The organism is Bacillus sp. OV166, from assembly GCF_900177675.1.
Classification (GTDB): domain Bacteria; phylum Bacillota; class Bacilli; order Bacillales; family Cytobacillaceae; genus Neobacillus.
On record NZ_FXWM01000002.1, the window covers coordinates 124,662 to 151,067 of the forward strand.

The window sequence follows — 26,406 nt, forward strand, 5'->3', positions numbered from 1 at the left end:
AGAAAATAAAAAATTTTCAGAAAAATCGGTTGGCGGGGGTGGATAAACTTGGATAAAATTTTAATAGTTGAAGACGATGCAGATATACAAAAGGTCATATCAATGAATTTATCTCTTGATGGGTTTGCCTACTCTATTGCCGGAACAGGAATGGAAGCCATAAAAAAAGTTAGGGAAAACCAACCTGATCTTATTCTTTTGGACATTGAATTGCCTGATATGAATGGAATTGATTTATGCCAGCAGCTGCGAGAGATGACGGCCGCGCCTATTTTATATGTAACCTGCAATAATGACGACAGGGAAAAGATTCTTGCTTTTGCAATGGGAGGCGATGATTATATTGAAAAGCCATTTAATTCAAGAGTTTTAATCGCCCGCATTAAAGCCCACTTAAGAAGAAATTCAATCAACCATAATCAAAATGCATGTAAGAAGCGGATTTGTTTTGATGACTTTGTCATCGATCTGTCTGCCAGGGAAGTAACAAGGAAAGGAAAAGTCATTGATTTAACAGCGAAGGAATTTGAATTGCTTGCCTACTTTGCGCAGCAGCCTAATCAGGTATTCTCTGCGGAGCAGCTGCTTGATCAAATTTGGGGGTATGATTCGTTTAGTGAGAAGAGCACCATTATCGTCCATATTTCAAATTTAAGGAAGAAGATTGAAGATTATCCGATAAATCCTTCCTATATCGTTACAATGAGAGGGGTAGGGTACAAGTTTGTTCAAACGTCCATTTAAATTCAGGAAATCCTATTACTTTAAAATTCTCCTATTTACCACGATGATCTCCTTTATTCCTTTTGTGATGATTGCCGCCTACAGTATGTATCAGGGAAGCAATCTATCGAATCAAATTATGAAGGATCAGATAGCTGATACAAAAAAAGAAATATTGTCTCAGAAATTGTTATATCTTCAAAAAGAAACACAAAATTTGAATACTGACCTGCACAATCTCGAAAATACGTTAAGGCTAATTCAAAAACAAGCGGAAACCCTTTATAGCAACCCAAACCCAACTCTAACAAACGAACTGAAATTGACAAAAGGTAAAGAAGGATATTTGTGGGAAACATTTAAAGATAAACGTGAAAAAACAAATGTTTTTATCAGTTCTTTATATAGCGATTCTCCGGAATCTATCATCAAAGATTTGAAAATTGCCAAACAGCTTGAACCATTATTTATTCAGACAATAAAAAATGAATCCATGATCAACGCCGTCTACTTGTCACTTCCAACCTCATCCTGGCTGTATTATCCTTTTCTTGATGTAGAATCGGCCATTGCCGCAAAGACATTTTCACCGGATTTGCGTTTTCAGGATTATGAATTTTACACAGTATCTTTAAACTCCGAGCGTAAAGTGAAATGGACGAAGCCTTATCTATGGTCGGCAAAACCGGTTGGCGATACAACGAAGGAAGACTGGCTTATATCTGCGGGAGCACCAGTGTATACAGCCGCAGGCAATTTTAAAGGTATGGTCGGTTTAGATGTGCCAATTGAAAATATCAAAAATCAATTAATGAATGTCACATTTAGTGAACCAAACGCCTTCGCCTTTTTAATTGACGATAAAGGAAACTTCATCGCCGGACAAAGGAAAGCGGAGGGGATAGAGAAAAACAAGTTTATTATGAAAAAGGCTTTGGAAAATAAAGAAGGCATCCTTCCCATTAAGTATTCGAATTCGGATGCTTATCTTTTATCTTCAACTTTAAACAACGGTTGGAGCCTCAATTTTCTAATATCCGAGTCTGATATCGTACAGCCTATTGTAAAAAGTACAAAGGAACAAACGAACAAGCATATGCTTCTTTTTTTGAATCATCTTTTGTTATTTTCAATTTTTGGGATTATCATCCTACTATATATGACGTATCGTTTTTCAAGGACGATTACACAGCCAATTGATCAGTTAACAATTGCACTAAGAGAAAGTGCTGCCGGAAATTTTGTGAATGAACTTCCTATTAAGCAGGAAGATGAAATTGGAAACCTTGCATTAGCTTTTAATTTTATGAACCGAAAGATCCAAGAATTGATTGTCGAATTAAATTTAAAAGCCAATCAATTGGAGGATAAAGTATTAGAACGGACGAAGGAGCTGGAAAGTGCAAATGAACGGTTAGTGAATACAAACCAACAACTCCAGGAATCGGAAAAACGGCGAAAAGAATTTATGTCACAAATTTCTCACGATTTAAAAACGCCGCTGACTTCTGTCAGAGAGTATACTGAACTCCTAGTAAACCACCCCCAACTTTCTGAAGTGCAAAAAAAAGAGATTATGAATTCAATTTTGCTGCGCAGCAACCATATTATCCAATTAATTAATGATCTATTTGAAATAAATACAGACGATGATGGAGACTACATAAAAGAAGTCATTCCATTTGATTTCCTGCTGGGGCAATCGCTGGACATGATCGCTATCAGATCAGAAGGCTCCGATATAGAAATAACAAAAGACTATGAAATTGGATCACATTTTATTTTTGTTGATCCTAAAAAAATGAATCGTGTATTTATCAATATCGTGGAGAACTCCATCAAATATTCCAAGTCAAATATGAACCAAAAAATAAAAATAGATATTATGGCATATCAGCAAGATAAAGACCTGATTATTAAGTTTAAAGATTATGGGATAGGCATATCGGAAAATAGTTTGGAAAAAATATTTCTTCCATTCTTTAGAGAGAAAAGAACAAAAACAGAGAAAATTAAAGGAAATGGTCTAGGTTTGTCGATAGTCAAAAAAATCATCGCTGCACATGATGGAAAAATTTTGGTAGAAAGTAAAGTGAGTGTAGGAACAACCATTACAATTGTGCTTCCGTTAGTTGAAATATGGGACTTCTGAAAACCATACAGTAAAACAAAGGCAAGAAGCGATCATATATATACAGTTCATCCAAAAAAGAGCGGATACTATTAATTAGTATCGCTCTTTTTTATGGATGAAATTTATCGAATATTAAATATTTTTGGAAAATTTATCTGCAGTTTATTTTAACTTTAGGTTCACTTTATAAATAAATAATATGATAAAGATATCTTAAAAGTCAGCTTCGATAGAGAAAGCAATGGAAATGTTTTCTTAAAGCGAAGACACATGCCTGAGCCTTCATATCCAAAAAAATTAAGGAGGTGAGCGATTGAAGGTCATTTATGTAAACAAAAGCAACCGGCATACGTTTCTGGCGGAAAATGAACCAACTGTGATCGCATTAGGCTTTTTTGACGGGGTTCATTTAGGGCATCAACAAGTGATCAAAAAAGCTAAAAAATTAGCAGATGAAAAAAAGTTACAGCTAGTCTGTATGAGCTTTTTCCCTCACCCTAAGGAAGTGCTTAATAGAGACAATCAAAAAATTCAGTATTTAATGCCTATGAGAGCGAAGCAGCGTGTTTTGAAAAAATTAGGTGTAAAAAAATTTTATATCATCCAATTCGATAACGAATTCGCATCTTTGACTCCTGAGCAATTTGTCCAAAATTATCTGATTGATTTCGGCGTAAAGTATGCTGTCGCAGGATTTGACTTTACTTACGGCCAATTCGGAAAAGGGAATATGGATCGGATTGAAGAGGATTCCAATCACTGGATTAAAGGCATAAAGGTGGAAAAAGTAGAGCATGATGGCGAAAAGATCAGTTCTACTTTAATAAGACAATTGATTTCCTCAGGAAAAATGGACATCGTCCACCGCTATTTAGGCCAGCATTATCAAATCCAGGGGAAAATACACTCCAATAAAAACAGTGTCGAAGTGGTAGCAAACCCTTATTATCTCCTTCCTCCCCCGGGAGTCTATGAAGTAAGAGTCTCAAATGGGGATAACATAGCTAATCAGGTTGTTTTAGTGACACAGGAAGCTCCTAGAATTATTTTTTCCAATCGTAACAATAGTTTATTGATGGACCAGCAAGACATCTATATAGAGTGGATCAAACGGCTCTCAGCTGGAAGGTTCACGATTGTAGAGGAGCATGCTTCCTTATTCAAGGAAGCCTAATCTAAACCGGTAATATCGGATTTATTATAAAAAATAAAATAATGGAGGGTTAAAAATGAGTGTAGAAACAGCATGGTTGGAAAGTTTGACGTATTTAAACGATCAGCCAGGAGTCAAGCTAATTAAAGCCGGGACTTATAAAAAGAAGGAACTAAATGACATCCTCGGTATTCCAAATCTTAAAAGTCAAATTATTGACGTTCCAGTTTGCACAGACCAACATGCTTTGCAAATGGGTTATTTCTCAATGCAGCCTTCAGAGGATTTTGAATTTACGTACACCTACCTTGAAGTAAAACTAGTGATCAGAGGGAAAATTATCGTGCGGGACGCTCAAGGGAAAAAGTATGTAGCAGAAGAAGGCGACGTGTTTGTCTTCGCTCCGACAACCACCGTAATCTTTGACGGAGATAGTGATGGAGATGCGTTTTATACAGCACACCGTAATCCTGAACCCGCATTTATGTAAATGCAAAAAGAAATCTTAATTAATATGTCTCTTCAATAGACAGAATATTCTTAAAAATAAAGATTAAAGGGGTTGTAATTATGAGTCAATCTGCAACAGAATCAACAAACTACAACTATTTAAGTAAAGAACCAGGAATCCAAATATTTAAAGCAGGCACTTTCCAGAAAAAAGAACTGAATGATTATCTTGGAATCCCCGCACTTAAAAGCCAGATTATTGATGTTCCGGTCACATCTAAAGAAAATGCGATTACTATAGGCTACTTTGATATGCAGCCAGGTGAAGAATTTGAATTTGTTTATGAATTCTTAGAAGTAAAATTCGTTACGAAAGGGAAATTTATCTTACGTGATGAGCAAGGAAACAAATATGTAGCGAAAAAAGGGGATGTTGTCGTCTTTACGCCAAATAAAAAGGTCATTTTTGACGCTGAAAGTGAGGGGGAAGCTTTTTACACGGCTCACCGTATCCCTGAACCATCATTTATGTAAGCGTGTCCAATGTTATAAAGCTGTGGACAGGTGGCGCAGAAAGGAGATTGAAACTGTCTTTGTCAGTCTGCTCCAGCCGAATCCCCCAATTCTAACCTAATCAAGTTTCATACTTTGCTGAGAATTAACCCTTATCAAAATAAAGTAGAAGGGGGGTATCGAAATGCATACGGTAAATGCCATGAGCTATCAAGATTTTGATTTTGAATTGAATGGAAGCAAAGCGCTTTTGGAGGATATATTTCCAGGATTCAACGAATACGACCGCATTGGGGTGGTTGTAAGGGAAGCAGGTGGCGGAACGGGTTCCAGTGCCTTGCTCATGTCTGCGCTTACCCGATTTTATGATTTTTTTCGTCCAAATCTCGGTGTTGAGCCTGGAGCACAGTTTATTTATCCGGAATTCTTCATTTTTCATGTCGGAAAAAAACATATGACCCATTATTGGATGGATATTTGGCCTCCGCATAAAGAAGTGGTGGTTAAAGAAGACGATCCTGAGCAAATTTTGGAAGCGATTAATGACCGTGGTATTACACGCTTGCTCGTCGAAGATATAGCACCATCTCAACCCATCTTTTTAAGAGAAACGTTAAACAGCGCGAAACATCGAATTGTCAGCGCCTTGGCCTATTCCCCGACTGGACGTGTAAAAAACAGCGATGTCAAGATTACCAGTTGCGAAGCAGCCGAAAAAAATGTTCTTGACTCCATCAAGATATCAGAAAACCTCTCAAAAGAATTGCTGTATGAGCTGCTGGAAAGACGTGAACTCCTTAAAGTGAATGGCCGCGTTACTGAAACGTATCGCCGGATTGAAGTCGAAGAGGCTTTGCATATGCTTACCGAAAACACGGAACCGGGTGCAACGACACTCAGCTACTTTGCCTTACTCGAAATGGAAGTTTGAGTGTGAAGATCGAATGATTTAAGAAGGGGTTAACAATTCTATTTTTTTGGCAATAATTTGCTGAATTTTATAAATAGTGAAAAACCTAAAACTAATAGAGGAGTGAATGAGAATGTCAGTAAGTAGCACAGCTGTAGTAAACGATGGGATTATGCGAATTCCGGGTTGGTGGTCTTGCCCGCCAGGATATGAACATTTGCAAGAAAAAGCACATGAAATAGGGAAAAATTATCTGCTTGAAAGATCTTTTATTGCAGATAGAGAAAGCCAATATCCACATGAAAGCATGTTAAAAATCGCTGAATCAGGATTTGGAGCTGTTACTGTACCAGTTGAATATGGTGGTCTTGGAACTGGTCTTACTGGCTTTGCAGTATTAGCAGAAAGCATTGCCCAATATTGTGCATCTTCAGCAATGTGTTGGGTTATGCATACCGCAGCTGTACAAACACTTTTTGCATCTGGTAATGAAGAACAACGCAGAAGATTCATTCCGGAAGTAATAAAAGGTAAAGTAGGGGCTTTAGCTTTTAGTGAACCGGCAACTGGAAGTCACTTCTGGAATGTTGTAAGTACAGCTCCACGACATGGGGACGGCTACTTATTAAATGCAGATAAATCATTTGTAACAAGTGCTGGAGCTGCTGACTGGTATATTGTTTGTACATCTTCACCGGAAAGCCCTCTTGAAGATAAGCTAACGTTTTTACTTGTTGAAGACGGTCAGGATGGGATTACACAATATCCGTTCTCAGCTATGGGACTACGTGGTAACTCCAGCGGTCCAATGAAATTTAGAGATGTGTTTGTTCCAAAGGAGAACCTTTTAGGTACTGAAGGCGGTATGGCTTATTATAACGATAATGTTATTGATCCATTATTCCTATTAGGAACTGCTGCAGTTTGGACTGGTATTGCTCAGGGAGCTATTAATGAAGCGATTGATGGAGCTAAGAAAAAGGTTCATGCTGATACAGGTAAATCTGTTGCAAGCTATCAAGTCATTCGCCATGAATTAGCAAAAGCTCAAATTCTAGTTGATAGTTCCAGAAGTATGTTATATAGAGTTGCCGAGAATTTTGACAGAGCAGTTAAAAATGGAATTCCATTGCAAGATGTTCTATTACCGGTTTGGGAACTAAAAACCTATGCTGCTGATATGGTTATCCAAGTAACAAATCAAGCATTACAAGTAGCAGGTGGAAGAGGTTACCTGACAGGCCGAATTGAAAAGTATCTGCGTGACGGCCGTGCCGGAGCTGTAATGGGACCAACAAATGAAATTTTACGTGAGTGGATTGGTCTTTCTTTACTTCAATCCCCTTGGTATAACCAAGACATTAAAAAATAAAACCTTGTAGATTGATAGAAATACTAATTGTTACTTAATAATTCCAGGATGAGTTAATTGATAAGTCATATATCCAAATAGACGGATAGTAATTTGGATATATGACTTTCCAAACGATTTCTGGGTTATTTATTGTCGCGAAGAACGATAAATTTTAAATTATTAAAATGCCAACGACGAAATGGAGGAGAATAAATGAAATTACTAGGAATCTCGGGAACAATTATTGGAGCGAAACCACGGATTGTTGTTGAAAAAGTATTAGATGAGGTAAAGAAAAATCACCCTGAAATTGAAGTGGAATTGCTTGATTTAAGAGACTATGATGTTCAATTCTGTGATGGACGTAATCCTTCAACATACAATGAAGATACAAAGAAAGTAATAGATATCGTTTCCTCAGCAGATTTCTATATTATTGGAACACCTATTTTCAATGGTTCAATTACGGGTCCTCTTAAAAACCTGTTTGATTTAATCAATCCAAAGGATTTCCGCAACAAAGTAATGGGCTTTATTGCGACTGGAGGAACATATCAGCACTATTTAGTCATTGAAAATCAATTGAAACCAATTGCAGGCTTCCTCCGTGCTTTTGTTGCACCGGGGTTTGTATATGCGAATAATGATCATTTCAACCAGCAAAATGAACTGGTCGATCAAGAAGTGTTACAGCGTGTATCAGCTTTAGCTGAAGAAGTGGTCTTTATGCAAAAAGCATTAAAAGCGCCAAAGAGCGTTACAGTATAAAAAAGGAATAACAAATAGCATGGGGATTAACCTCTTTTTCTTGCAAGTGCGGCAGAGAAAAAGAGTGTTTTTCTTTTAGCACATCAACGTCATTTGGATTCATTACTAAATAAAAACATTTTAGTGATAGGATTTGATCGGTACTTGGCTCTTGCGGAATGCAAGGTTTATATATATTTTTTGGCGTGTAAAAGTCTTAAGGCAATGAAGAACTAAGCAAGAAAATCTGGAAATAAAGTAAAATGCCATCACTGAAAGAGAAGACCGCAGGATGTGCCAAGCAGACACCGTCAGTCTTCATTTTTCCATCCTTGAATCACACCCGAAGAGAATTCAGGTGAAATGGCATTGCGTCCTGCGAAAAAATTTTAAACGATTTCATTTAGGAGGGTAATTCGTTTATGAATTCATTAGCAGCTGCAAAAAAGAAACACGGAAAAAAGACAGTACGCTGGGGTTTTATGTGGGCTTTATGGACAGCCGTCCTTTGGGGAGCATGGTATGTACCTGGATCTGCAATATGGAATGAACTGCCATTCAGCTCTATGGCAATGAAAACAAATGAAGAGTTTTTAACCGTCGCAGCCGTCATATCCGGTTTAAATGCCGTCTCCGTTTTATTATTTATGTTTATTTGGCTAGGCGTTTTAGGAAAGTGGAAAGATTACGGAAGGACCATTGTTCACTTCAGGAAGGTGACAAAATGGTATTTTATCGCAGCATTATTTGGAGGACTGATGGCGATTTTCGGCAGTTTCCTGGCTATTGGCTTTGTTGGCGGTATTTTTGCTGCTGTTGCAGGGCTGATGTATCCGATTGTAGGATCAATTTTAGCAAATCGATGGTATGGCGAAAAAATATCACGGAGAGCTGCAATCGGCATTGGTCTTATCATTGTCGGGGGAATCGCTGTGTTTGCTCCGGGTATACTGGACGAAATACAAAACAGTTCAGGCTCCTGGCTGGGATATTTAGGCGGTTTAATGGCAGCAGTTGGCTGGGGAGTAGAAGGTGCAATTGCTGGACGCGCATTGGATGCTACAGATCCGGATGTTGGCTTGACAGTCCGGTTTACAGGTGAAGTTTTCTGGTGGGTTGCTGTTGTTTTGCCGCTTTTCGTACTTTTTGGAGATGTGCCTATTTTGACGATCATTGGGAAGACGCTGACATCTGGGGCAGCGGTAATTTGGCTCCTGCTGGCCGGTATCACTTTTGGTTTCTGCTATGTGTCATGGTACAAATCCTTCCCATTGATCGGGGTTGGAAGAGGGCAGGCAATTGGAGACTTGTATGGCGTTTTTTCTATTATTTTCATCAGTATTTTCACGCTAACCATGCCGGAATGGAATTTTGTAGTAGGCGCATTGGTTGTTATTGCCGGAGGGTTTGTCATGTTTACTGAAAGGCGTGATGATATAGTCCTGCGGGCAGTTCCTTCAGACAGGAAAGATGTAGAGGAGGCCATGTAAATGCCAAAAATGCATATTAAAGGATTAATATTGCAAATCATAAGTGATAACACAATGGAGGAATCGGAAAAAGGCATATGGGATTATGAAATAGCCAAACAGGTCCTTAAAGAGTACGAGTTGGACGGTGCCTATGCCATGGGCAGCGTGCGCCTAGCGCTAACGGATTTGTATTCAGGGGCACTGATTAAAACAAAGGAAGAAAAATTGGACAATGGCGAGCATTTCGGTAAAGGGAAAGTGTTATTTAAATACTCACTTACAAGCTTTGGCGAAGAAAGAATGAGAGATGCAGGAATCATTTAAAGAAAAATTTTAAAAAAGGAGTGGATCATATGCTGGAAATGAATGAATTTTGGGGATTTGCCGCTGCTCCCTATGTTGCAATAATCGGGATTACTGTAATATCAATTATATGTCTTGTAACCGCAAGGCTTTTTGTCACCAAAATATAAGTAGTTATGAAACAAAGGGAAGAGAGCGACCAGTAGGTCAGGCGCGCGAGGAGTTTAGGGAATCATGGGCGGCATGATGTAATAACGCAGTCAATATATTGATATACAAGGGTTTGGAATAAAGGTAAAGTGCAATGCTAACATTTTGCTAACATTCATCGCCTGATTAGAGGCTTCTCATTAATTGACAATTTATGAGAAGCCTCTTTTTTCATTTCTTTGGTTACATGCAGATAAACATTTTTGGTTGTCTCATGTTCACAGTAACCTAACCGATCCATAATTTCTTCTAAGCCTACTTTTGCTTCTGCTAATATGATGTATGCGTATGGCGCAAAGAGTGGGGAGTAAGTTCAGGAATTAAACCGGATAACTTCAGTAATCGAGCCATTCTGTTTTCAACGGTCTTAATGAAAATAGGGTAACCTGGTTGTCTATCTTTCTTGGCGAAAATGAATCCTTCATCAAGATAAGCTTCACCCAATCGCTCCTTAACTTTCTTTTGTGATAACATATGCTTCTTAAGAGCGACAATAACAGCTTCATCAACCACTATGTTTCGTTTGGATTTTCTAGTCTTAGGTGGCACTAATTGATAATCCAGCGTGTTATTCTTCGGGTTATAGTAGGTTTTCGATATACTGATGGTATGTTCATCAAAGTCAATGTCTTTCCACTTAAGCGCTACTAATTCACCAACATGCATTCCTGTGTAGGAAAGAGTAAGAAAGATTAAGTAATCCAAATCCAATCCTTTATTAGCGGATGTTTTCAACAGTAACTTTAACTCTTCCTTCTCCATATATTTAGGGATTTCTTGTTCCTCTTTCAGCGGATTATAAACAAGACAGTTTCGTGTGTTTTAAGTCTTAGGAAACAGAAATGAATGTTTTTAGTATCGAGTGAAGAGGTTGAATTTTCTGCCGGTATAGTTGATTGATTTAGCAAAATGTATAAATACCTAGTTGACAGATAATAGCGAAACAAGATATTTATATCTACGAGGAGATTCTATATGGATGAATTGGTAGAAAAATTCTCATTTTAGATAAGCTGAAGAAACCAAGAAGAGTTTCGTAAGCAATAAAATTATTTTATTTGATGTAATTATCGCATTTTTTGGTATTCCCCTGTCAAGGGTGGCTAGACTTGTAGCGAACTGAAAGAAGCATAGTAGTTAAAATCAGAAAGGAGGACAAAATGCCAGAAATAAAAGATGAAATCATTTTAAGAGGGCTTAAAGAACATAATTTAAAAAATATAGATTTAAACCTACCAAAAGAAAAAATTATCGCATTTACTGGTCTTTCAGGCTCAGGAAAGAGCTCCGTTGTTTTTGATACATTAGCAACAGAAAGCAGAAGACAAATGATTTTGAACTATCCTCACTATGTCAGATATCAAATGCCAAGGTACGAAAGGCCTCACGCCGATCTTATGCAAAACTTAAGCCCGGTTGTTGTAGTAGAACAAAGAGCTATAGGGAGCAATTCCCGCTCAACAGTAGGCACCTATATGGATATAAATCCATTAATTAGACTTTTGTTCTCAAGAATAGGAAAGCCATCAATAGGTTCTGCCAACGAATTTTCTAGCCAAAGTTCTTTTGGCAGATGTCCAGAGTGTGGTGGATTTGGGGAGGTAATTGCGCCAGACCTAAATAAGATTATCGATGACAATAAGTCACTTCGAGATTATGCAGTGAAATTTAAGCCATTATCGCCTTCAGGTTGGCAAGGCAGATGGATGATGACATGCGGATTATTCGATCCGGATAAACCGATAAAGGACTACTCAAAAGAAAAACGTCATCTGCTTTTATATGGTCCCCGAGAAGGTGAAAGAGTTTATGCGCCGTTTCACACAAAACACGGACCTCTAGATCATGAGTGGGATGGGTTATTTCCCAGATTTACGCGCCTTTATATCAATAGAGATATCTCAAAGCTAAAAGAAGTATCCCAAGATGACGTCTTAGCAGTATCAACACATTCATTATGCCCAACCTGCCAAGGTTCAGGCCTAAACCCAAAGGTATTAGAATGTAGAATAAATGGTTTAAATATCGCAGAATACGATCAATTAGAGCTTACAGAACTACTGGAAGAACTAACGAACATAAGAGATACTATGGGAGAATATATCGCACAACAAGCAATCCCACATATCATACAACTAGTTGAAATGGGATTAGGATATTTGAGTCTATCAAGAAAAATGGGTACCTTGTCCGGTGGCGAAGCTCAAAGGGTAAAAATCGCTCGCCATTTAGGGAGCAGCCTGAACAATATCACATACATTTTCGACGAACCAAGTGCAGGACTCCATCCAGAAGAAGTGGATATGTTAATACAAATGATGAAAAGTCTAAAAGCCCAACATAATACCGTCATTGTAATTGAACACGATCTATCTGTCATAAAAGTAGCCGATGAAATAATAGAGATGGGACCAGGAGCAGGTGTAAATGGAGGAGAAGTTGTCTATCAAGGAAAATTAGAAGGACTAAAAAACTCTCCCACCGCAAAAGCCCTAAATCACAAACTAAAAATAAATAAAAATCCAAGGGATATAAAAAGTTATTTTACAATAAACAGAGCAAGAAACAATAACTTAAAAAATATAAGCGTAAATATTCCTAAAAAGATCTTAGTCTCTATATGTGGAGTATCAGGTTCAGGTAAAAGCTCCTTAACGTTGGAAGCGTTCACGGAAAGATATCCAAAAACCATAATGGTAGGACAAGGCGGCATAGGAATCTCCAACCGTTCGACACTAGCTACATATATGGGAATAATGGACGATATTCGCGCAACATTTTCAAAAGAAACAGGACAACCAGCAGGTTTGTTCAGCTTTAACTCCTTGGGAGCATGCCCTATCTGCAAAGGAAAAGGAGCCCTAACGCCAGACGTAGCATTTGCAGATCCGGTGACAATCCCTTGTGAAGCATGTGGCGGTACTAGATATTCAGATGAAGCACTGTCATATCGATATCAAGATAAAAATATAGTAGAGATTTTAGATTTAACAATAGACGAGGCTATTAAATATTTTAAAATATCAAAGATCATAAAAAGAGTGCATACGCTAAAAGACGTAGGATTAGGGTATCTGACCTTAGGACAGACAACAAGTTCTCTAAGCGGAGGAGAAATCCAACGTCTAAAACTCGCAAGCCACTTACAAAAAGAAGGACAAATCTACCTATTAGACGAGCCATCCTTAGGACTACATACAGAAGATAATGAAAAACTCTTAGACGTATTTCAAAATCTCGTAAACAGAGGTAATTCTGTCATAATAATCGAACACAATCTAAACTTTATAGCGGCGAGCGACTGGGTAATAGAATTGGGTGTAGGAGGAGGAAAACAAGGTGGACAAATTATATTCGAAGGTACACCAGAAGAAATGTTAAATGTAGAGACATTGACAGCGAAATGGTTAAAGGATGGAGTTAGAAAGCATTTCATTTAAAATGTGGATTTATTGAACCTCTTTGTAAAAGTATTAAAGAAGAATATTAAGATATTAGCACGATGATGACTTTGAAAGTTCCATTCGTTTAATATCTAAGCATCATTTTCAAAAAGATTCCTGTCGTGAATGAAGCAGGCTAGGGTGTAGGGATTATAAGCCGTGGAGATATTATCCATAATTTATCAAAATCAATATTTAATGAAGAATTCTAAATACATACCAGCACCTCATGTGTTGCCACATACACTCTGGACATGAGGATTGTGGAACCATTGTTAAAAAGCGATGTATATAGAATTTGCATCGCTCTTGTTATAAGAGTCATCAAGTCAATTACATATCATTGTCTGATAACAGCATGCTAACATTTTGCTAACGAAATATTATAAATCGCATTAAATTCAGGTTAAAGATGTTACACGTAGTACTATCAGAACGTTGATTTTTCGTGCTTTGTTTCTACTATGGTTAAATAACAAGCCCTTTTCATATCTACGCTTTTCGGCAATAATATAAAGTTTTTCAATAGAAAATAATACCTTCCACGAGAAAAACTATTTAGCTTTAATAGATATCTTACTGACATTACGAGTGTATTTTCCTTGTTTTAATACTACGATTTTATCCCAAGAACCATCCATCGGTAATTCCAATTTAGCTTTATAAACCCCTTTTGAGATTTTTTCCATTTTGCCATCTACTTTATGACCCATGCCTTCCATTTCTAAAATCATTTCCACGGAATCTACATTAACTGGTTCATTTTTCTTATTTGATAAAAAAACTTCATAACTATGTTCAGAATTTTTAGTTGTGGGTTGATCTGAAAGTGTAACTAAAATATTATTTAAAAATTCATTTGAAACTTCTGTTTCTTGTGATTTTCCACAACCTGCTAAAATTATGATTAGTAATACTGAAAATATTAAATTTCTTATAAAGATAACGCTCACTATACACCTTTCATTTTTTGTTATTCTTCATCTCTCGTAATCTTGCAAAAAACTTATTCTCCATTAGCCAAACATATGCCGAAGTCATCTTCCTTACTACGAATCATTATGAGGTAAGGTGCTTTTGGATGATTTAAAAGAATAGTATGAAAAAGATACTATTTCACATTATCTTTTCTGATCTACATCATGTACGTTGATTTTCTGCTGCAAATGAAACTAGAGTTTATAGTAAATAGTTGAATTTTCAAATTATTATGATATATCGTTGTCAGTATCTATTAAAATTTTTGAAATTCGTGCCACTTTCTCATACTGCTCTATCTTCATATAGTGATTATATAATTCCTTGGCATAGCTGTTTTTCATAATCAAATGTTTGTTGGACTGAAAATAGGGTAGAGCATTTTCCTCTATAAAACTGTAATACTGATCCAGTTTATTTTCTATACGATAGATGAGAAGCTTGAATAATATTTTGAATAAACTGTTGTCTAACTTTTTTGCTAAGGATAACCCTTCATGAGCCTTTTTCAGCATCATTGTATTCTGTAGCAGCTTTCCTTCCAAGCAACTTTTTAAATAATCGTACAGATACTTAAGATGTAGAATGGAAAAATTATCCATCATATCAAGCGCCTCTTTAAAAAACTTCTGTGCGTTGACATAATCCTTTCTTTTGGAGTATATATGGCCTAAGTTGTTTAGAAGCGTCCCTTTTCTATCAGGTGCATTCAGTATTTCACACACTTGAATCAGGTTATGATAAGATACTATTATTTTTTGAAAATCAATATAGATGTCGTTCCCGTCCAGCCAAAGTATCAAGGTTTCAGCGTCAATCGCTCTTATGAAGTTATTCGTTTCCTTGAAGTACCGCAGGGCTTTTTCTGCATATACATAGGTCCTTACTTTGGAGTCGATCCAGTGATAGGCCATCGCCAAGTTATAATAGTATTCGTAATTACCATATGTATCCTTATCAATTTCGACCAAAACTTGTATAGCCTTTCGATGATTTTCGGTGCCTGAGGTGTTGGAATTGTATATGTAATATATACCCCATACGTGCCGCAGTAGGTTCTTTTCATATGGTGGAAGATCTGGATATTCTCTTTGAACATGCTTCAAAATGTCATAAGTGTTTTTGAAATTATTATTCAGGATATAATATCTTGCCAGCAGTAATTGGTACATGGCAGTATGTTTGGAAGTGCTTATGAAAGGGATTTTTTCTAATTCTTTACGGGTCTCTTCTACCTCCTTCATCCTTTGCATAGTGATCTCCTTATGCCAGCGATGAAGTTGATTCTCCATGTTCTCAAGACGACTGATCTCTTTTTTTATATCTATTTGCAAGCGTTCTGTTAATAATGCGAGAATTTCCGAAGAATAACTTGTATCCCCACGCTCGATTTTGCTTACATGCTTAGATGAGCAGATGCCCGTTCCTAATTCTCCTTGTGTAAGTCCAGCTTTAGTACGATAAAATTTTATGATTTCTCCTACTAGCATTGAAACTCTCTCCTCTTAAAACCCCTAAGTAATAAACTATTAGAATACGGTATTAGTTACTAGATAAAAATGTAACTACTTTAGAAGTAGCTTATTCCGATGTTGAAACACACATTTTCAGATCAAAAGAATGTCCTTTCTAAAAGAAATATTTTCATATATTTTATAGTTATTTCTTTGTTTGTATTATTTTATTGGGAACACTGAATCAATTAACACTTTTTTTATTCTTTTATTAAAAAAAGTAATGAATTATGTAATAAAGCTATTCCTATTTTTGTTTTGGTAAATAGTTCTGAAGATTGTAAACGTTTACAGATTAATCATGACTTATTTGACATCATAAACCTTGTTTTAATAATAATTATATCATTTTATATTAAACTATTCTCTGTCCAAAATATTCCTATATTTCACCATTAATTTGGTCATTCCATTGATTTTTACAATTAAATACAAAGCATTGCTTGTTGATCGAGACAGTGGAGTTTATCGTGTTATAGATGAAGAGTAATGGAGTCGAGATGTCATTCTACTCCTACGTAGCTGCATGCATTTGCGTTGCGATCCCAGAAGTAGACAATATAAATTCGGATTTAGAGAAAGGAATCAGTAATAATCGCTCTGGTTCCTTTCTTCTTCTCATCTTTTCGCATGGTCTCAGAACCCTGGTAGCCTGTCAAGGAAAGCACTTGACAGACTCCCAGAATTCTGAGAATTGGTCTGTAAGATGCGAAGGAGAAAGACTAGCCCTGTGGTCTGTCTCTTAACTGGCTGCTGCATATTGTTTAGGTGTTTTGTAATCTAAGACCCCTTGAATTCGGTGATGGTTATAATAGTTTATATACTCATGAATAATCTGTTTAGCTTCGTCTATTACCTTAACTGTTTTTAGTTCTTTGCGTTCTGCTTTTAGAAAGGAGAAAAAGCTTTCTATACATGCATTATCGAGGGCATTTGCTTTTCTAGACATACTTGGAGTGATTTTATTTTCCCCTTCCCCCATTAACTCTTTCCATCTATTTGACCGGTAGGGCATTCCTTGGTCAGAATGAATAATCATCCCCTTCTTTTTATTTCTAGTTTCTAATGCAGAGACAAGCGTATCTTCTACTAGATTGACATCATGGGATTCAGATAATTGATATCCTAAAATATAATTATCATGTAAATCCATTAGGGCAGAGAGATAAAGTTTTGTATTTCCTATCGGAATTTCTGATACGTCGGTAACCCATTTTTCACTAATTTCAGAAGTGGAGAAATCCCTTTTTAATAGGTTTTCATAGATATGGCCAGCCGAAGATACTTTATGACTTTGTCCATTGATAGATTTTCTTTTATCTCTACGCGCTTGACTTTTTAACCCCAACTCACTCATTAATCTCCGCATTATTTTCTCACTAACCGGAAGGTTATACTTATCTCTTAATTCGGCATTTATTTTGCGATAACCATAGTTCTTGTGGTGTTGATGGTAAATTATCGTAATATATTCTTTTAACTCTTTATCTCTATTTGTTTCCTTTTTCTTTTTACCTTTGTTTTTTATATATTTGTAATATCCAGCCCGGGAAACTAAAAGTTTTTTACAAATTTTTGAGATAGGATATTTTGATTTAAGCTCATCTATTACTTGGAACTTAGCTTTTTTTCCTCCCTTTTTAGAATTTGAAGGTACTTTTTTAATATTTCATTCTCCATTTCTAATTCTTTGATTTTAGCCTTATCGTCAATTAAACTGTTTCTTTTTTTACGCTTTAATCCTACTTCACCATAAGTTTCATACTTCTTAATCCATACATAAATATAGTCTGGATCAACAATCTCAAGCTGCTTCGCAACAATTTTCACACTTTCACCAGCTTGAACTCTATTAACAGCATTTAGTTTAAGTTCAAATGAATAAGATTTACTTTTTCTAATAGTAGACAACGAAATCACTCCTTATTTATGACCAGTATGGTCATAGATTCCCCGAATTATTCGTGTCTACTCTAATGGGCGCAATCCAATTGCAGTAGGTTTAATTTCCTACTGACGTTTAATTGAGTCTTCGAAGGTTTCCAACATCAAAGCAGAGCTCAATACTATGAAAATAGGTTAGATGTCTTTGAACTTAAACCAGGAGAATCTGGAGTACCTTGGGTGCCCAAAATTGAAAGCATGAACTTACCCATGAACAATTTATCTTTTTTACATACCCTTTAGATCATATAAGGTCATGTCTTATTTAAATGGCCCTTTTTTTGCTACATGCATTATTTAACGGATTTTACTTTATTGTGTGTTATTGTTCGAATTTTTCATAAAATAAAAAATCATTGTTATCCCAACGCTTTTTTATTTAAAGTGAGATCTATAGAATTCCATAATCTTAAAGAGATAATTATTTTCTTTCTGTAACGACATAGTCTTCTAATAATTTTATGATTTCCTTGTTGATCAGTTGGATTTATCCCACTTTTCCCCACGTGCTGCAATTTTATTTACTTCAGCAGCAATGTCTGGATCCTTTTAGAAAAAGTTAAAAACCTTCTTCACAATTTTCTTTGAGGTCTTTTTCCAGAAGAAAGATTTCGGAGAGAATCATCCTCATCATAAACATTAAAATCCTCAACATTAACAATATTATTAATGTTGACATATATTTTATTTGCAATGTCATTGTTATTATCATCATTGATAATTTCTTCATTTATGTTTTTTTATCGATATCTTTTTTGTATCATCTTTGCTTTCATCCTTCATCAATCCTGTTTTAATAGAAATTAAAAAATGCTGCAGTGGAATTTGGTCTTTTTATTCTATCTTTGGAATGTAAAGTTCTAATGCATTTTTTCAATTCTAGGTTTCCATCAAACCTCGTAATAGTAAAACGTATCCCGTCCAGTTTCAATATAAGTTATATATTCATTGCTGTTATATGGTGAATTTACTTGGTGTAATAACATTGGTGAAGCAAACAAAAATTCCACCCCTCCAATAATATTAACACCAAAAAACGGACTTACTTTTTTTCAAAATGCTAATTAAATAAAATGAAGAGTCTTAGAAGTGAAGTTTATGAATAAAAAGGCCTATCCAACAGCACAGACTCTTAAGAAAAAAATTAACAATCAATGGGATCCATAGATTTAGAATTATTTTTAAAACTATCTAGTAATTAATATCTCCTTAGTGATGAGAGTGATAAACTTTCACTCTTAGATGGTGGATAATTCACTGTAACAAAAATACTTACTAGATTCCCCAGACAAAATGACGAGGACGATAATTATTTGGCTATATTATGAGAAGTTTAAGTTTACAAGAGTTAGGGAGAATGCTACCTCCTAATTCTATTTCGAGATAAATAGGTGTTATTTAAATTCCTTAGTACTTAATTTACTAAAAAGTCGGGTGATTTTTATTGAAAAATATCGAAGAATTTTGTCGAATATATATTAATAACGCAGAAACACCTGAAAATATGCATAAAAATAACCCTCCATGAATTCAGGCGGTAATGATTGATTTAATTCTAAATTTTTTCAATAATTAGAGTATATCGACAATTTGTTTCAAAAGATGTGGAATTGAAACTGGTAATACCTAAAAAGATTATCCACCGATTGTATCAATACAACAAAGGGTAGAATTAAAAATCTATTTATATTTTAATAGATAAAAAAATTTCAGTTATTATTAGGAGGAGACAAAATGGGACATTTAGGTGAGAAAGTTTTTAACTGTGAGAAGGAATTAACATTGTCAATCATTAGCGGAAAATGGAAAATACTAATTATGTGGCACCTAGGGAAAGAGGGGACCAAGAGGTTTGGTCAATTAAGATCTATGATTCCTGGAATTACCCATCGAATGCTTGTTAGTCAATTAAGGGAGCTCGAGGAAGACCTAATAGTTTCGCGAGAGGTTTATCCCGTGGTTCCTCCTAAGGTGGAATACTCATTGACCGAAAGGGGAAGAAGCCTTATGCCTATTCTCGATTCTATGCATGAATGGGGGATAAATTACTTAAAAACAAATTTATCAGAAAAGCCTTATAAAAAAGTTAAATCTTTATAAGTGAATAAAATGTAAGGGTTTTCAAATTGATTTATATATAATTTTCCATTCTACAATCAGTTGAAATCGTAACAACACTTAAAAGATACCTATTTTTTTAGGATGAACAATAATCTAAAAATATCCTATTTATTATGATTAGCCATAATTACATCTCCTTTCGTGGTACCATACTTTTAATATACAGGGAATGCTGCTACCATTCAGTAACAAATATCACATGTTACTAAACTTCTAATGAAAAAGTTTCTCTCAAATTATTTGCCAAGATTATTTAATAGATTTCACAATTGGTTGCTAAAACTATATTTTAAATAAAGATATTAATATGCATTTTTGCAATCCACAAATCATTGCTTTCTGGTCAAAGGAACAAGCCGAGAAATTTCAATTGGGATTTGGGGGTGACATCTATGATTTTAAGGGAATTATTAGCGCCGTTAAATCTAGGTTTCTATTATCCTTTTCTCTTTCATCGGTATGCTGACACCTTCCAGATACGAGGCCTAGAGTTTGCACCTGTCGAGGAAATTGCAAAAGTTCTTAATGTAAATGTGAACAGGACGGAAAAAGTAATTGAATTTATTCATTTCGGAATGCCCGCCTCAATGGATATGTAAGCTAAAGAGGAATAAAAAAAGAATTGTAATACAAATAAAAGGCGGGATAAGAATTGGAAGCTGTAAAACTAGAAGAAGTGAAACAACCTAAAACAAAATCAATTGAAAATAGTAATAAATCATCTCTATATCAAACAGTCTGGAGATGGCATTTTTATGCGGGAATTTTTTTCGCACCCTTGATCATTTTTTTGGCAATTACCGGAGGAATCTACCTGTTTAAACCGCAAATTGAATCTTATATGTACCATGATCTATATTTTGTACAGCAAGGACAACAAGTAATTCCTACAACTGAACAAATCGATGAGGTAAAAAAACATTATCCCAATACAAAAATAACAAGTTTCAAACCTTCTTTTGAGGCGAAAAGGTCATCTGAGGTTGGTCTATTGGACAACGGAGAAAGTGTAACCGTGTATGTCAATCCATACAATGGTGACATTTTAGGAAGTATAAATGACAGTAATAGATTCATGGCAACGGTCAAAGAACTACATAACGGTGAAGTATGGGGGGCCATTGGAAACCGATTTGTGGAACTTGCAGGTTGCTGGGCGATTATCTTAATAATAACCGGCTCTTACTTATGGTGGCCTCGAAATAGGAAATCTCTTTTTGGGACATTGATTCCACGTATAAGGTTGTTTATGGGAAAACGAATGTTTTGGCGTGATATACATGCCGTAACAGCTTTTTGGCTTTCCTTGTTCATTATCATCCAATCGTTTTCTGGACTCATGTGGTCTGAAATTTTTGGAGGCATGGCACACCGTGCCGTTGAAGCAACAAATATGGGTAGTCCAGTTGGCGACCAACCTTGGGAAAAGTTTGCATTTCCTAAATCAACAATTCCGACAAAAGAGGTTGCAGATGTTCCGTGGGCTGCAGAAAATATGCCATTATCTAAGTCTGGTCATAGCGGTTTAGCTCCGATAACGATTGAGAATGTCATACAAATTGTAAAGAACAATAATGTTCATGCTGGCTATAATATCGGCTTTCCTGAAGGTAAAACAGGAGTCTACACAGTTTATCTAGACCCAGCTGATGTGTATCCAAATACCCCAATGCCTTGGACTCAACAAACTTTGCACATTGACCAATATAACGGTAAAGTTTTAGCCAATTTTGGTTGGAAAGATTACGGATTACTGGGGAAACTCGTTACCCTCGGTATCGCTTTCCATCAAGGAGAATTTGGCCTAATAAGCCAACTTTTTATGCTTGCTTTAATGGTTGGTATCGTATTGATTGCCTATAGTGGCTTGGTGATGTGGTGGAAACGAAGACCAAATGGAAAATTGGGTGCGCCTTCGTTACCGGAAAACTTTAAGATGCTAAAAGGAGTATCTGTAATTGTTCTTGTTCTTGCCCTTTTCTTCCCTTTGGTTGGTCTCTCACTTTTAGTAGTTTGGGCTTTCGATTGGTTAGTTATTAAAAGAATTCCGAAGGTAAAACATTTAGTTGGATAGAAATTGTTAAAAACCAACAAAATGGCATTAATTTTTAAGCTGGTTTGGCATTCTTTTTTTAGTGAAAGATAAACAACCTCATAAATCTAATACAGAAGTGTGCCAGATGGCTATGTGATTATGAAATTCCTATTTAAAAAGTTAGAAATTCTGCGAGATGCTCATACACAAGCACACTAGGAGGATGATAATATGAAACAGTTAAATGGAAAGAGATTACAGTTTAAGCACGTAGAAGGTAAGATTATATTAGTTGGGGAGCATTTGCTTTGGGGTGAATGGGTAACATCATTCGAAACAGAGGTTACAGAAGAGGTAATACCTGTCGTTGATGACTACCTAGTTTTTAATGTCCAAGCACCTCAAAACAGAGCCCTTAGTCTAAGATAGAGGTATTATTTTGAACTCGGAACATATAAAATAGGTTTAAACACTAAAAATAAAATCAAATTAAAAGCCAAAAAAATCTCTGATTTAGTTAAATATACATGTTAGATTTTCACCCTTTACTAATGACAAACATGATAAGAAACTTGGATAGTATTCGAACAAACAGACATTAATTATTATTGTGGAGAACAATGATAATTCCATACAACAAATATGAAAATGCTTTATGTTAATTTGTGTTAAATATCGTGACTATTTGTCAAAAAGAGGTGTTTATTTATGCAATTTTCTTTTGACCATCTTGTTTGGTTCTTAAGGAAGCCAGAGGAAGCCCTGGCTCCCCTTGAAAATATTGGAATTCATACGGTCAATGGAGGTAGGCATAAAACGTGGGGAACGTATAACACTTTAACATATTTTGGTTTAAGTTATATCGAGTTTTTAGGCATTGAAAACTTATTAATAGCTGAAAAACATAAAGAAAACCGATTAATAACTCATATCGTTAAACAGTTGCCAAAAGAAAATGGAGAAGGCCCAGCCAGAATAGCAATACGTACCGATGATATTGAAAAACTGGCAGTAAAGCTAAAAGAGGAAGGGTTTACTGTTTATGGCCCGATTCCGGGAGAAAGAGTCCGTACGGATGGTCAGGTAATCCGTTGGTCGCTTCTATTCACAGAAATCGCCTCCAATCATCATTCTCTTCCTTTTTTTATCCAATGGGAAAAATCGGATGACGAGAGATTTAAAGAATTAGAGGAACAAGGAGTATTAGGAAAACACACCTTAGGTCATCCGGGATTTGATAGTGTTGGTATTGCTGTATACAATTTAGACCATACCGTATCAACTTGGGAGAAAATATTGAATCGTCATTTAAGTGTTGAATTTATTAATCTCACAATAAATGCACGATGTAGCACATTAGACTTGCAGGGTGCAAAGCTGCTGTTTTGCACACCACTAGGTGATGGTCCAGTTGATCAAGTTTTAAAAGAAAGAGGGGAAACACCATTTTTAGTTAACCTAAACGCAACGAATCAAAACCGCTTTTTTAAAATGCTGAATGGATGCTGGATATTTCAATAATCATTGTTTTAAATGTGTTTATACCACTTGAAAAAAAGCCTTTATTGCTTGATAGCCTATATAAGGGGGCTCGTCAAGTAATGGAGGTTTTTATTAATAAACTGATATGAACGAAAAAAGTAAGCCCACTGTTAAACTTTATTAAATCAGGATCCTTCTTTACAAATATGGATAGAATGGGCTTTATTCAACTTACAGACGATCGATCTTTTTCTTGGTTTCTTTGTTAAGGGTGATTTTCCCTTGACGAACGAAAACAAGAATAAGGTATAATTATTCAGCTGGAAAACAGATTAAACTCTTGGCAAGAAGGCAAATAACGCTGATGGCGGTTTACAGTATGATATTCCGGGTTGGTTACCGCATTTCAATCCTGTCTGTCACGGAGCTGCTTCTAACTAAACGCTAACGTTCAGTTATAAATATACCTATTTTGCCGCCGAGCCAAAACTTCAATACCCAAAAAACAATGAGTTAAAGAATAGATATATTTTTGCTTTTAATAGAATTTAGCAACATTTGTTTACACCTGATTTCTGATTTTCAATGAAACAACCAATCGCCCAGATAAAGCCAATAAGTTCCTAGCTACGGCTACTGCTGTATGTTTCCCACTTTTCCCACGGAGTGATCCGGTAAAATTTCTTGTGAAGACGGTCTTGTGCTTTCCAGGAGAGTCTTTTGACTTCAGGAATTGTCCCTCTTGTCGTTTTAATAACTCTCCTTTTAGAGAAGGAGAACGACGATATGCTCAAGCGGATTCACAAAGAACAACGACGGATTTGTGCATTCCCAATCTTGGTTAATGACCCCTGCCATTGGCTAGACCCACTTGAATATTCCTCGGAACAAGACCAGCATGGGACATTAATTGTCTAGGACTTGAAATCTTGAGATTCTCCTATTTTAGCTACCAACGTAACTGCCGTTAGTTCTGAGATTCCTCTTTATGTTTGAAGTGATTGTAGAACAGGTGCATGTTCTTTGTTTCTTAGGTTTAGTGTATGGTTCCCAAAAACAATAACGACATCCATACCGTCAATGGTTAAGCACAACTGTTGTGTTCTTGCTCTAGTTTGCTAGAAAAGGGTATAACGTTTCGCTAAGGCTCTCATATAAAGGTGACCTCCTGCTATTTGATTAATGAAGGAGAGGTCCTCCCTCTCCCTTTACTAGTCCGTATTTTTTTAAACGATAAAAAAGGAGAGAAACAATGTTTCCCTCTCATATGAAGTATCACACTGGGTGGTAATCTTCCTGGTAATCTTCCTGAAGCGGGGGATTCCCCACGTGTCGGCTGGCGTTCCTTGATTTAGATTATTCTGAGACATCAAGCTTGGTACCCGGAATAATCCATTACTGCAGGCTGACCTTGAGGAACTTGATTAAACTGCTGACCAAAATTTATTAGCTGTGGAGCAAAACCTTGTAGCTAGATAAGCTGGATATATCCCGCCTGTGGTTGAGGAACAAAGTTCTGAGCTGGCATTTTAACCGCTACACCCGTTTGCAACGCCTCGTAACATTTACTATTTCACACGCTTTAATTTTTTCTTTTTCAATCTTCTTTTATAGACATATGATCTTGTAAAATAACCTAAAACAAATCCATAATAAACTCCAAGTACTATTCCTGCCATTTTATTTACCTCCGTCTCCCTTTTATTTGCTATTTTCAAAAGGATGTGTAACAAGTGTTCGAATTAATATTTACAGAATGACTCAATTTAAATAAGACCAACTAACCTTTAATTATTAAAAGTGAATATTATTATCATTTATCTGTAAATATGTTATTGATGATAACAATAATAACAACGTTGTTATTAATAAAGATGAAGAAGATGATTATCTTCGAGAACTACCAACGGGGAAAAGACCTTTAAAAAAGAAAAACAAGAAGGTATTTACTTCGTTTTATATGGATCCAGACTTAGCTGGTGAAGTAGACAAAATTTCTTCCAGAGGTGAGAAAGGAGATAAATCGAAACTAATAAATAAGGCAATAAGAAGTTTGTTAGAAGAGTACGGTGTCATTGAAAAAAATAATATTGTACGGTTTTATTAAACTTACACGTGTAAAAATAATTTTTTAAAGAGCGTTGTTTCGACAATGTTCTTTTTTTGGTGCCCAGCATGGATACCATCTAAAGTCTGTAAGACCAGAAATTTCAAGGAATTATAACAGTTAATTTAACACAAGGGTATCTATAATGACATTGAATTAGAGGGAAGCATCGGCGAACCTGGGTCTTAGAAATACGAACTTCCTTTTAGAGTAGTTATCAATCATGAGCTTTCTAATCAACTTCCCGTAGATGGGGAGTCAAGTAAAAGAAGTCTAGATATAGTAACTATCTAAGAAATACATACCTTAATTAAGGGAAGTATTGGACCATTAGAAAAAACTAAACTCATTGCATTCATTTCTTATCATTAAACAGATTATCAATTAGCTATCTTTAAGAAGGAAACGTTCTTATCCCTAGGGGAGCTTCGAAAGGGAGAGAAGAAATGACGCAAATAGTGTATCTTTCGTGAAGAATTAACTATCCAGTCTATAAGTTAATGTAACTGATTTTGTCACGGGTAATTACCTTTTAAATATAGTCTCCATCTTAAACTATGTATGTCCATGCTTACAAAAGGGGTACATTCAATAACCAATGTACTGCCTTCTAGATTAGTATTTATACTCTTTACCATCATAAATGTTTAACGGACAAGGGGAAGAGAAACTCAAGAATTTTCTTGAGTATTAAGAAAAAAATTATTAATCATTAATAAAAACAACATAATATATGTTAATGTTTACAACATTTATAATGATGAGGATAATGTGTTAATAAATTTATAATATATATTATTATATATATATTTA

At 35.8% G+C, this 26,406-nt stretch carries 22 protein-coding genes; 17 read left to right on the top strand and 5 right to left on the bottom strand.

Annotation, left to right across the window (positions count from 1 at the left end; all coding sequences use genetic code 11):
• Window positions 1-48: 48 nt before the first annotated feature.
• The 10 genes from CCK98_RS32310 (at window position 49) to CCK98_RS32355 (ending at window position 9,780) form a co-directional block, all read left to right on the top strand.
• Window positions 49-744 carry a response regulator transcription factor gene (locus CCK98_RS32310; protein ID WP_088090719.1) on the top strand — a complete coding sequence of 232 codons (696 nt, stop codon included), beginning with the start codon at window positions 49-51 and terminating at the stop codon, window positions 742-744.
• On the top strand, window positions 725-2,875 hold the full coding sequence (locus CCK98_RS32315) for a sensor histidine kinase (protein WP_088090720.1): 2,151 nt from the start codon (window positions 725-727) through the stop codon (window positions 2,873-2,875). Before CCK98_RS32310 ends, CCK98_RS32315 begins: the two co-directional genes overlap by 20 nt.
• A 295-nt stretch (window positions 2,876-3,170) precedes the next feature.
• A complete protein-coding gene (locus CCK98_RS32320) occupies window positions 3,171-4,031 on the top strand; it encodes an FAD synthetase family protein (RefSeq protein ID WP_088090721.1) in 861 nt (286 codons plus the stop codon).
• A 55-nt stretch (window positions 4,032-4,086) separates the two neighbouring features.
• Entirely contained in the window at window positions 4,087-4,500 is a 414-nt protein-coding gene (locus tag CCK98_RS32325) for a cupin domain-containing protein (protein WP_088090722.1), read from the top strand.
• 80 nt (window positions 4,501-4,580) lie between these two features.
• Complete coding sequence (locus tag CCK98_RS32330) at window positions 4,581-4,994, top strand: cupin domain-containing protein (RefSeq protein WP_088090723.1); 414 nt, start codon at window positions 4,581-4,583, stop codon at window positions 4,992-4,994.
• 163 nt (window positions 4,995-5,157) lie between these two features.
• Window positions 5,158-5,904 carry a hypothetical protein gene (locus CCK98_RS32335; protein WP_088090724.1) on the top strand — a complete coding sequence of 249 codons (747 nt, stop codon included), beginning with the start codon at window positions 5,158-5,160 and terminating at the stop codon, window positions 5,902-5,904.
• 112 nt (window positions 5,905-6,016) lie between these two features.
• On the top strand, window positions 6,017-7,255 hold the full coding sequence (locus CCK98_RS32340; RefSeq protein WP_088090725.1) for an acyl-CoA dehydrogenase family protein: 1,239 nt from the start codon (window positions 6,017-6,019) through the stop codon (window positions 7,253-7,255).
• A gap of 195 nt (window positions 7,256-7,450) precedes the next feature.
• Entirely contained in the window at window positions 7,451-8,005 is a 555-nt protein-coding gene (locus tag CCK98_RS32345; RefSeq protein WP_088090726.1) for an NADPH-dependent FMN reductase, read from the top strand.
• Between the two features lie 401 nt (window positions 8,006-8,406).
• On the top strand, window positions 8,407-9,474 hold the full coding sequence (locus CCK98_RS32350; RefSeq protein WP_088090727.1) for a DMT family transporter: 1,068 nt from the start codon (window positions 8,407-8,409) through the stop codon (window positions 9,472-9,474).
• Window positions 9,475-9,780 carry a hypothetical protein gene (locus CCK98_RS32355; protein WP_088090728.1) on the top strand — a complete coding sequence of 102 codons (306 nt, stop codon included), beginning with the start codon at window positions 9,475-9,477 and terminating at the stop codon, window positions 9,778-9,780. It abuts the gene before it with no gap.
• Between the two features lie 459 nt (window positions 9,781-10,239).
• Here CCK98_RS32355 and CCK98_RS32360 read toward each other — a convergent pair whose 3' ends face one another.
• Complete coding sequence (locus CCK98_RS32360) at window positions 10,240-10,731, bottom strand: site-specific integrase (RefSeq protein WP_256942608.1); 492 nt, start codon at window positions 10,729-10,731, stop codon at window positions 10,240-10,242.
• A gap of 398 nt (window positions 10,732-11,129) precedes the next feature.
• On the opposite strand from CCK98_RS32360, the gene CCK98_RS32365 reads away from it, so the two are divergent.
• Window positions 11,130-13,409 carry an ATP-binding cassette domain-containing protein gene (locus CCK98_RS32365; RefSeq protein WP_088090729.1) on the top strand — a complete coding sequence of 760 codons (2,280 nt, stop codon included), beginning with the start codon at window positions 11,130-11,132 and terminating at the stop codon, window positions 13,407-13,409.
• 557 nt (window positions 13,410-13,966) lie between these two features.
• On the opposite strand, the gene CCK98_RS32370 is transcribed toward CCK98_RS32365, so the two are convergent.
• From CCK98_RS32370 to CCK98_RS32390, 4 genes are all read right to left on the bottom strand, one after another.
• Window positions 13,967-14,365 (bottom strand): FixH family protein, encoded by a 399-nt coding sequence (locus CCK98_RS32370; protein ID WP_179196058.1) that lies wholly within the window; start codon window positions 14,363-14,365, stop codon window positions 13,967-13,969.
• 255 nt (window positions 14,366-14,620) lie between these two features.
• Window positions 14,621-15,880: a helix-turn-helix domain-containing protein gene (locus CCK98_RS32375; RefSeq protein ID WP_088090731.1), complete on the bottom strand. Its 1,260-nt coding sequence runs from the start codon at window positions 15,878-15,880 to the stop codon at window positions 14,621-14,623.
• Window positions 15,881-16,646: 766 nt separating this feature from the next.
• On the bottom strand, window positions 16,647-17,570 hold the full coding sequence (locus CCK98_RS32385) for an IS3 family transposase (RefSeq protein ID WP_142292249.1): 924 nt from the start codon (window positions 17,568-17,570) through the stop codon (window positions 16,647-16,649).
• Entirely contained in the window at window positions 17,513-17,815 is a 303-nt protein-coding gene (locus CCK98_RS32390; RefSeq protein ID WP_373408552.1) for a helix-turn-helix domain-containing protein, read from the bottom strand. The genes CCK98_RS32385 and CCK98_RS32390 overlap by 58 nt, the downstream gene beginning before the upstream one ends.
• 1,767 nt (window positions 17,816-19,582) lie before the next feature.
• Between CCK98_RS32390 and CCK98_RS32395 the strand changes: the two genes are divergently transcribed.
• From CCK98_RS32395 to CCK98_RS32420, 6 genes are all read left to right on the top strand, one after another.
• The gene (locus CCK98_RS32395; protein ID WP_088090734.1) at window positions 19,583-19,948 is read left to right on the top strand and encodes a helix-turn-helix domain-containing protein; all 366 of its coding nucleotides are present in this window, start codon (window positions 19,583-19,585) and stop codon (window positions 19,946-19,948) included.
• Window positions 19,949-20,361: 413 nt separating this feature from the next.
• Window positions 20,362-20,568 (top strand): hypothetical protein, encoded by a 207-nt coding sequence (locus tag CCK98_RS32400; RefSeq protein ID WP_088090735.1) that lies wholly within the window; start codon window positions 20,362-20,364, stop codon window positions 20,566-20,568.
• A 53-nt stretch (window positions 20,569-20,621) separates the two neighbouring features.
• Window positions 20,622-22,043, top strand: a complete 1,422-nt coding sequence (locus CCK98_RS32405) for a PepSY domain-containing protein (RefSeq protein WP_088090736.1) — start codon at window positions 20,622-20,624, stop codon at window positions 22,041-22,043.
• A 192-nt stretch (window positions 22,044-22,235) separates the two neighbouring features.
• Window positions 22,236-22,433, top strand: coding sequence for a hypothetical protein (locus CCK98_RS32410; RefSeq protein ID WP_088090737.1), 198 nt, complete (start codon window positions 22,236-22,238; stop codon window positions 22,431-22,433).
• Window positions 22,434-22,712: 279 nt separating this feature from the next.
• Window positions 22,713-23,525, top strand: coding sequence for a VOC family protein (locus CCK98_RS32415; RefSeq protein WP_088090738.1), 813 nt, complete (start codon window positions 22,713-22,715; stop codon window positions 23,523-23,525).
• 681 nt (window positions 23,526-24,206) lie between these two features.
• Window positions 24,207-24,404, top strand: a complete 198-nt coding sequence (locus CCK98_RS32420; protein WP_088090739.1) for a hypothetical protein — start codon at window positions 24,207-24,209, stop codon at window positions 24,402-24,404.
• Window positions 24,405-26,406 lie beyond the last annotated feature (2,002 nt).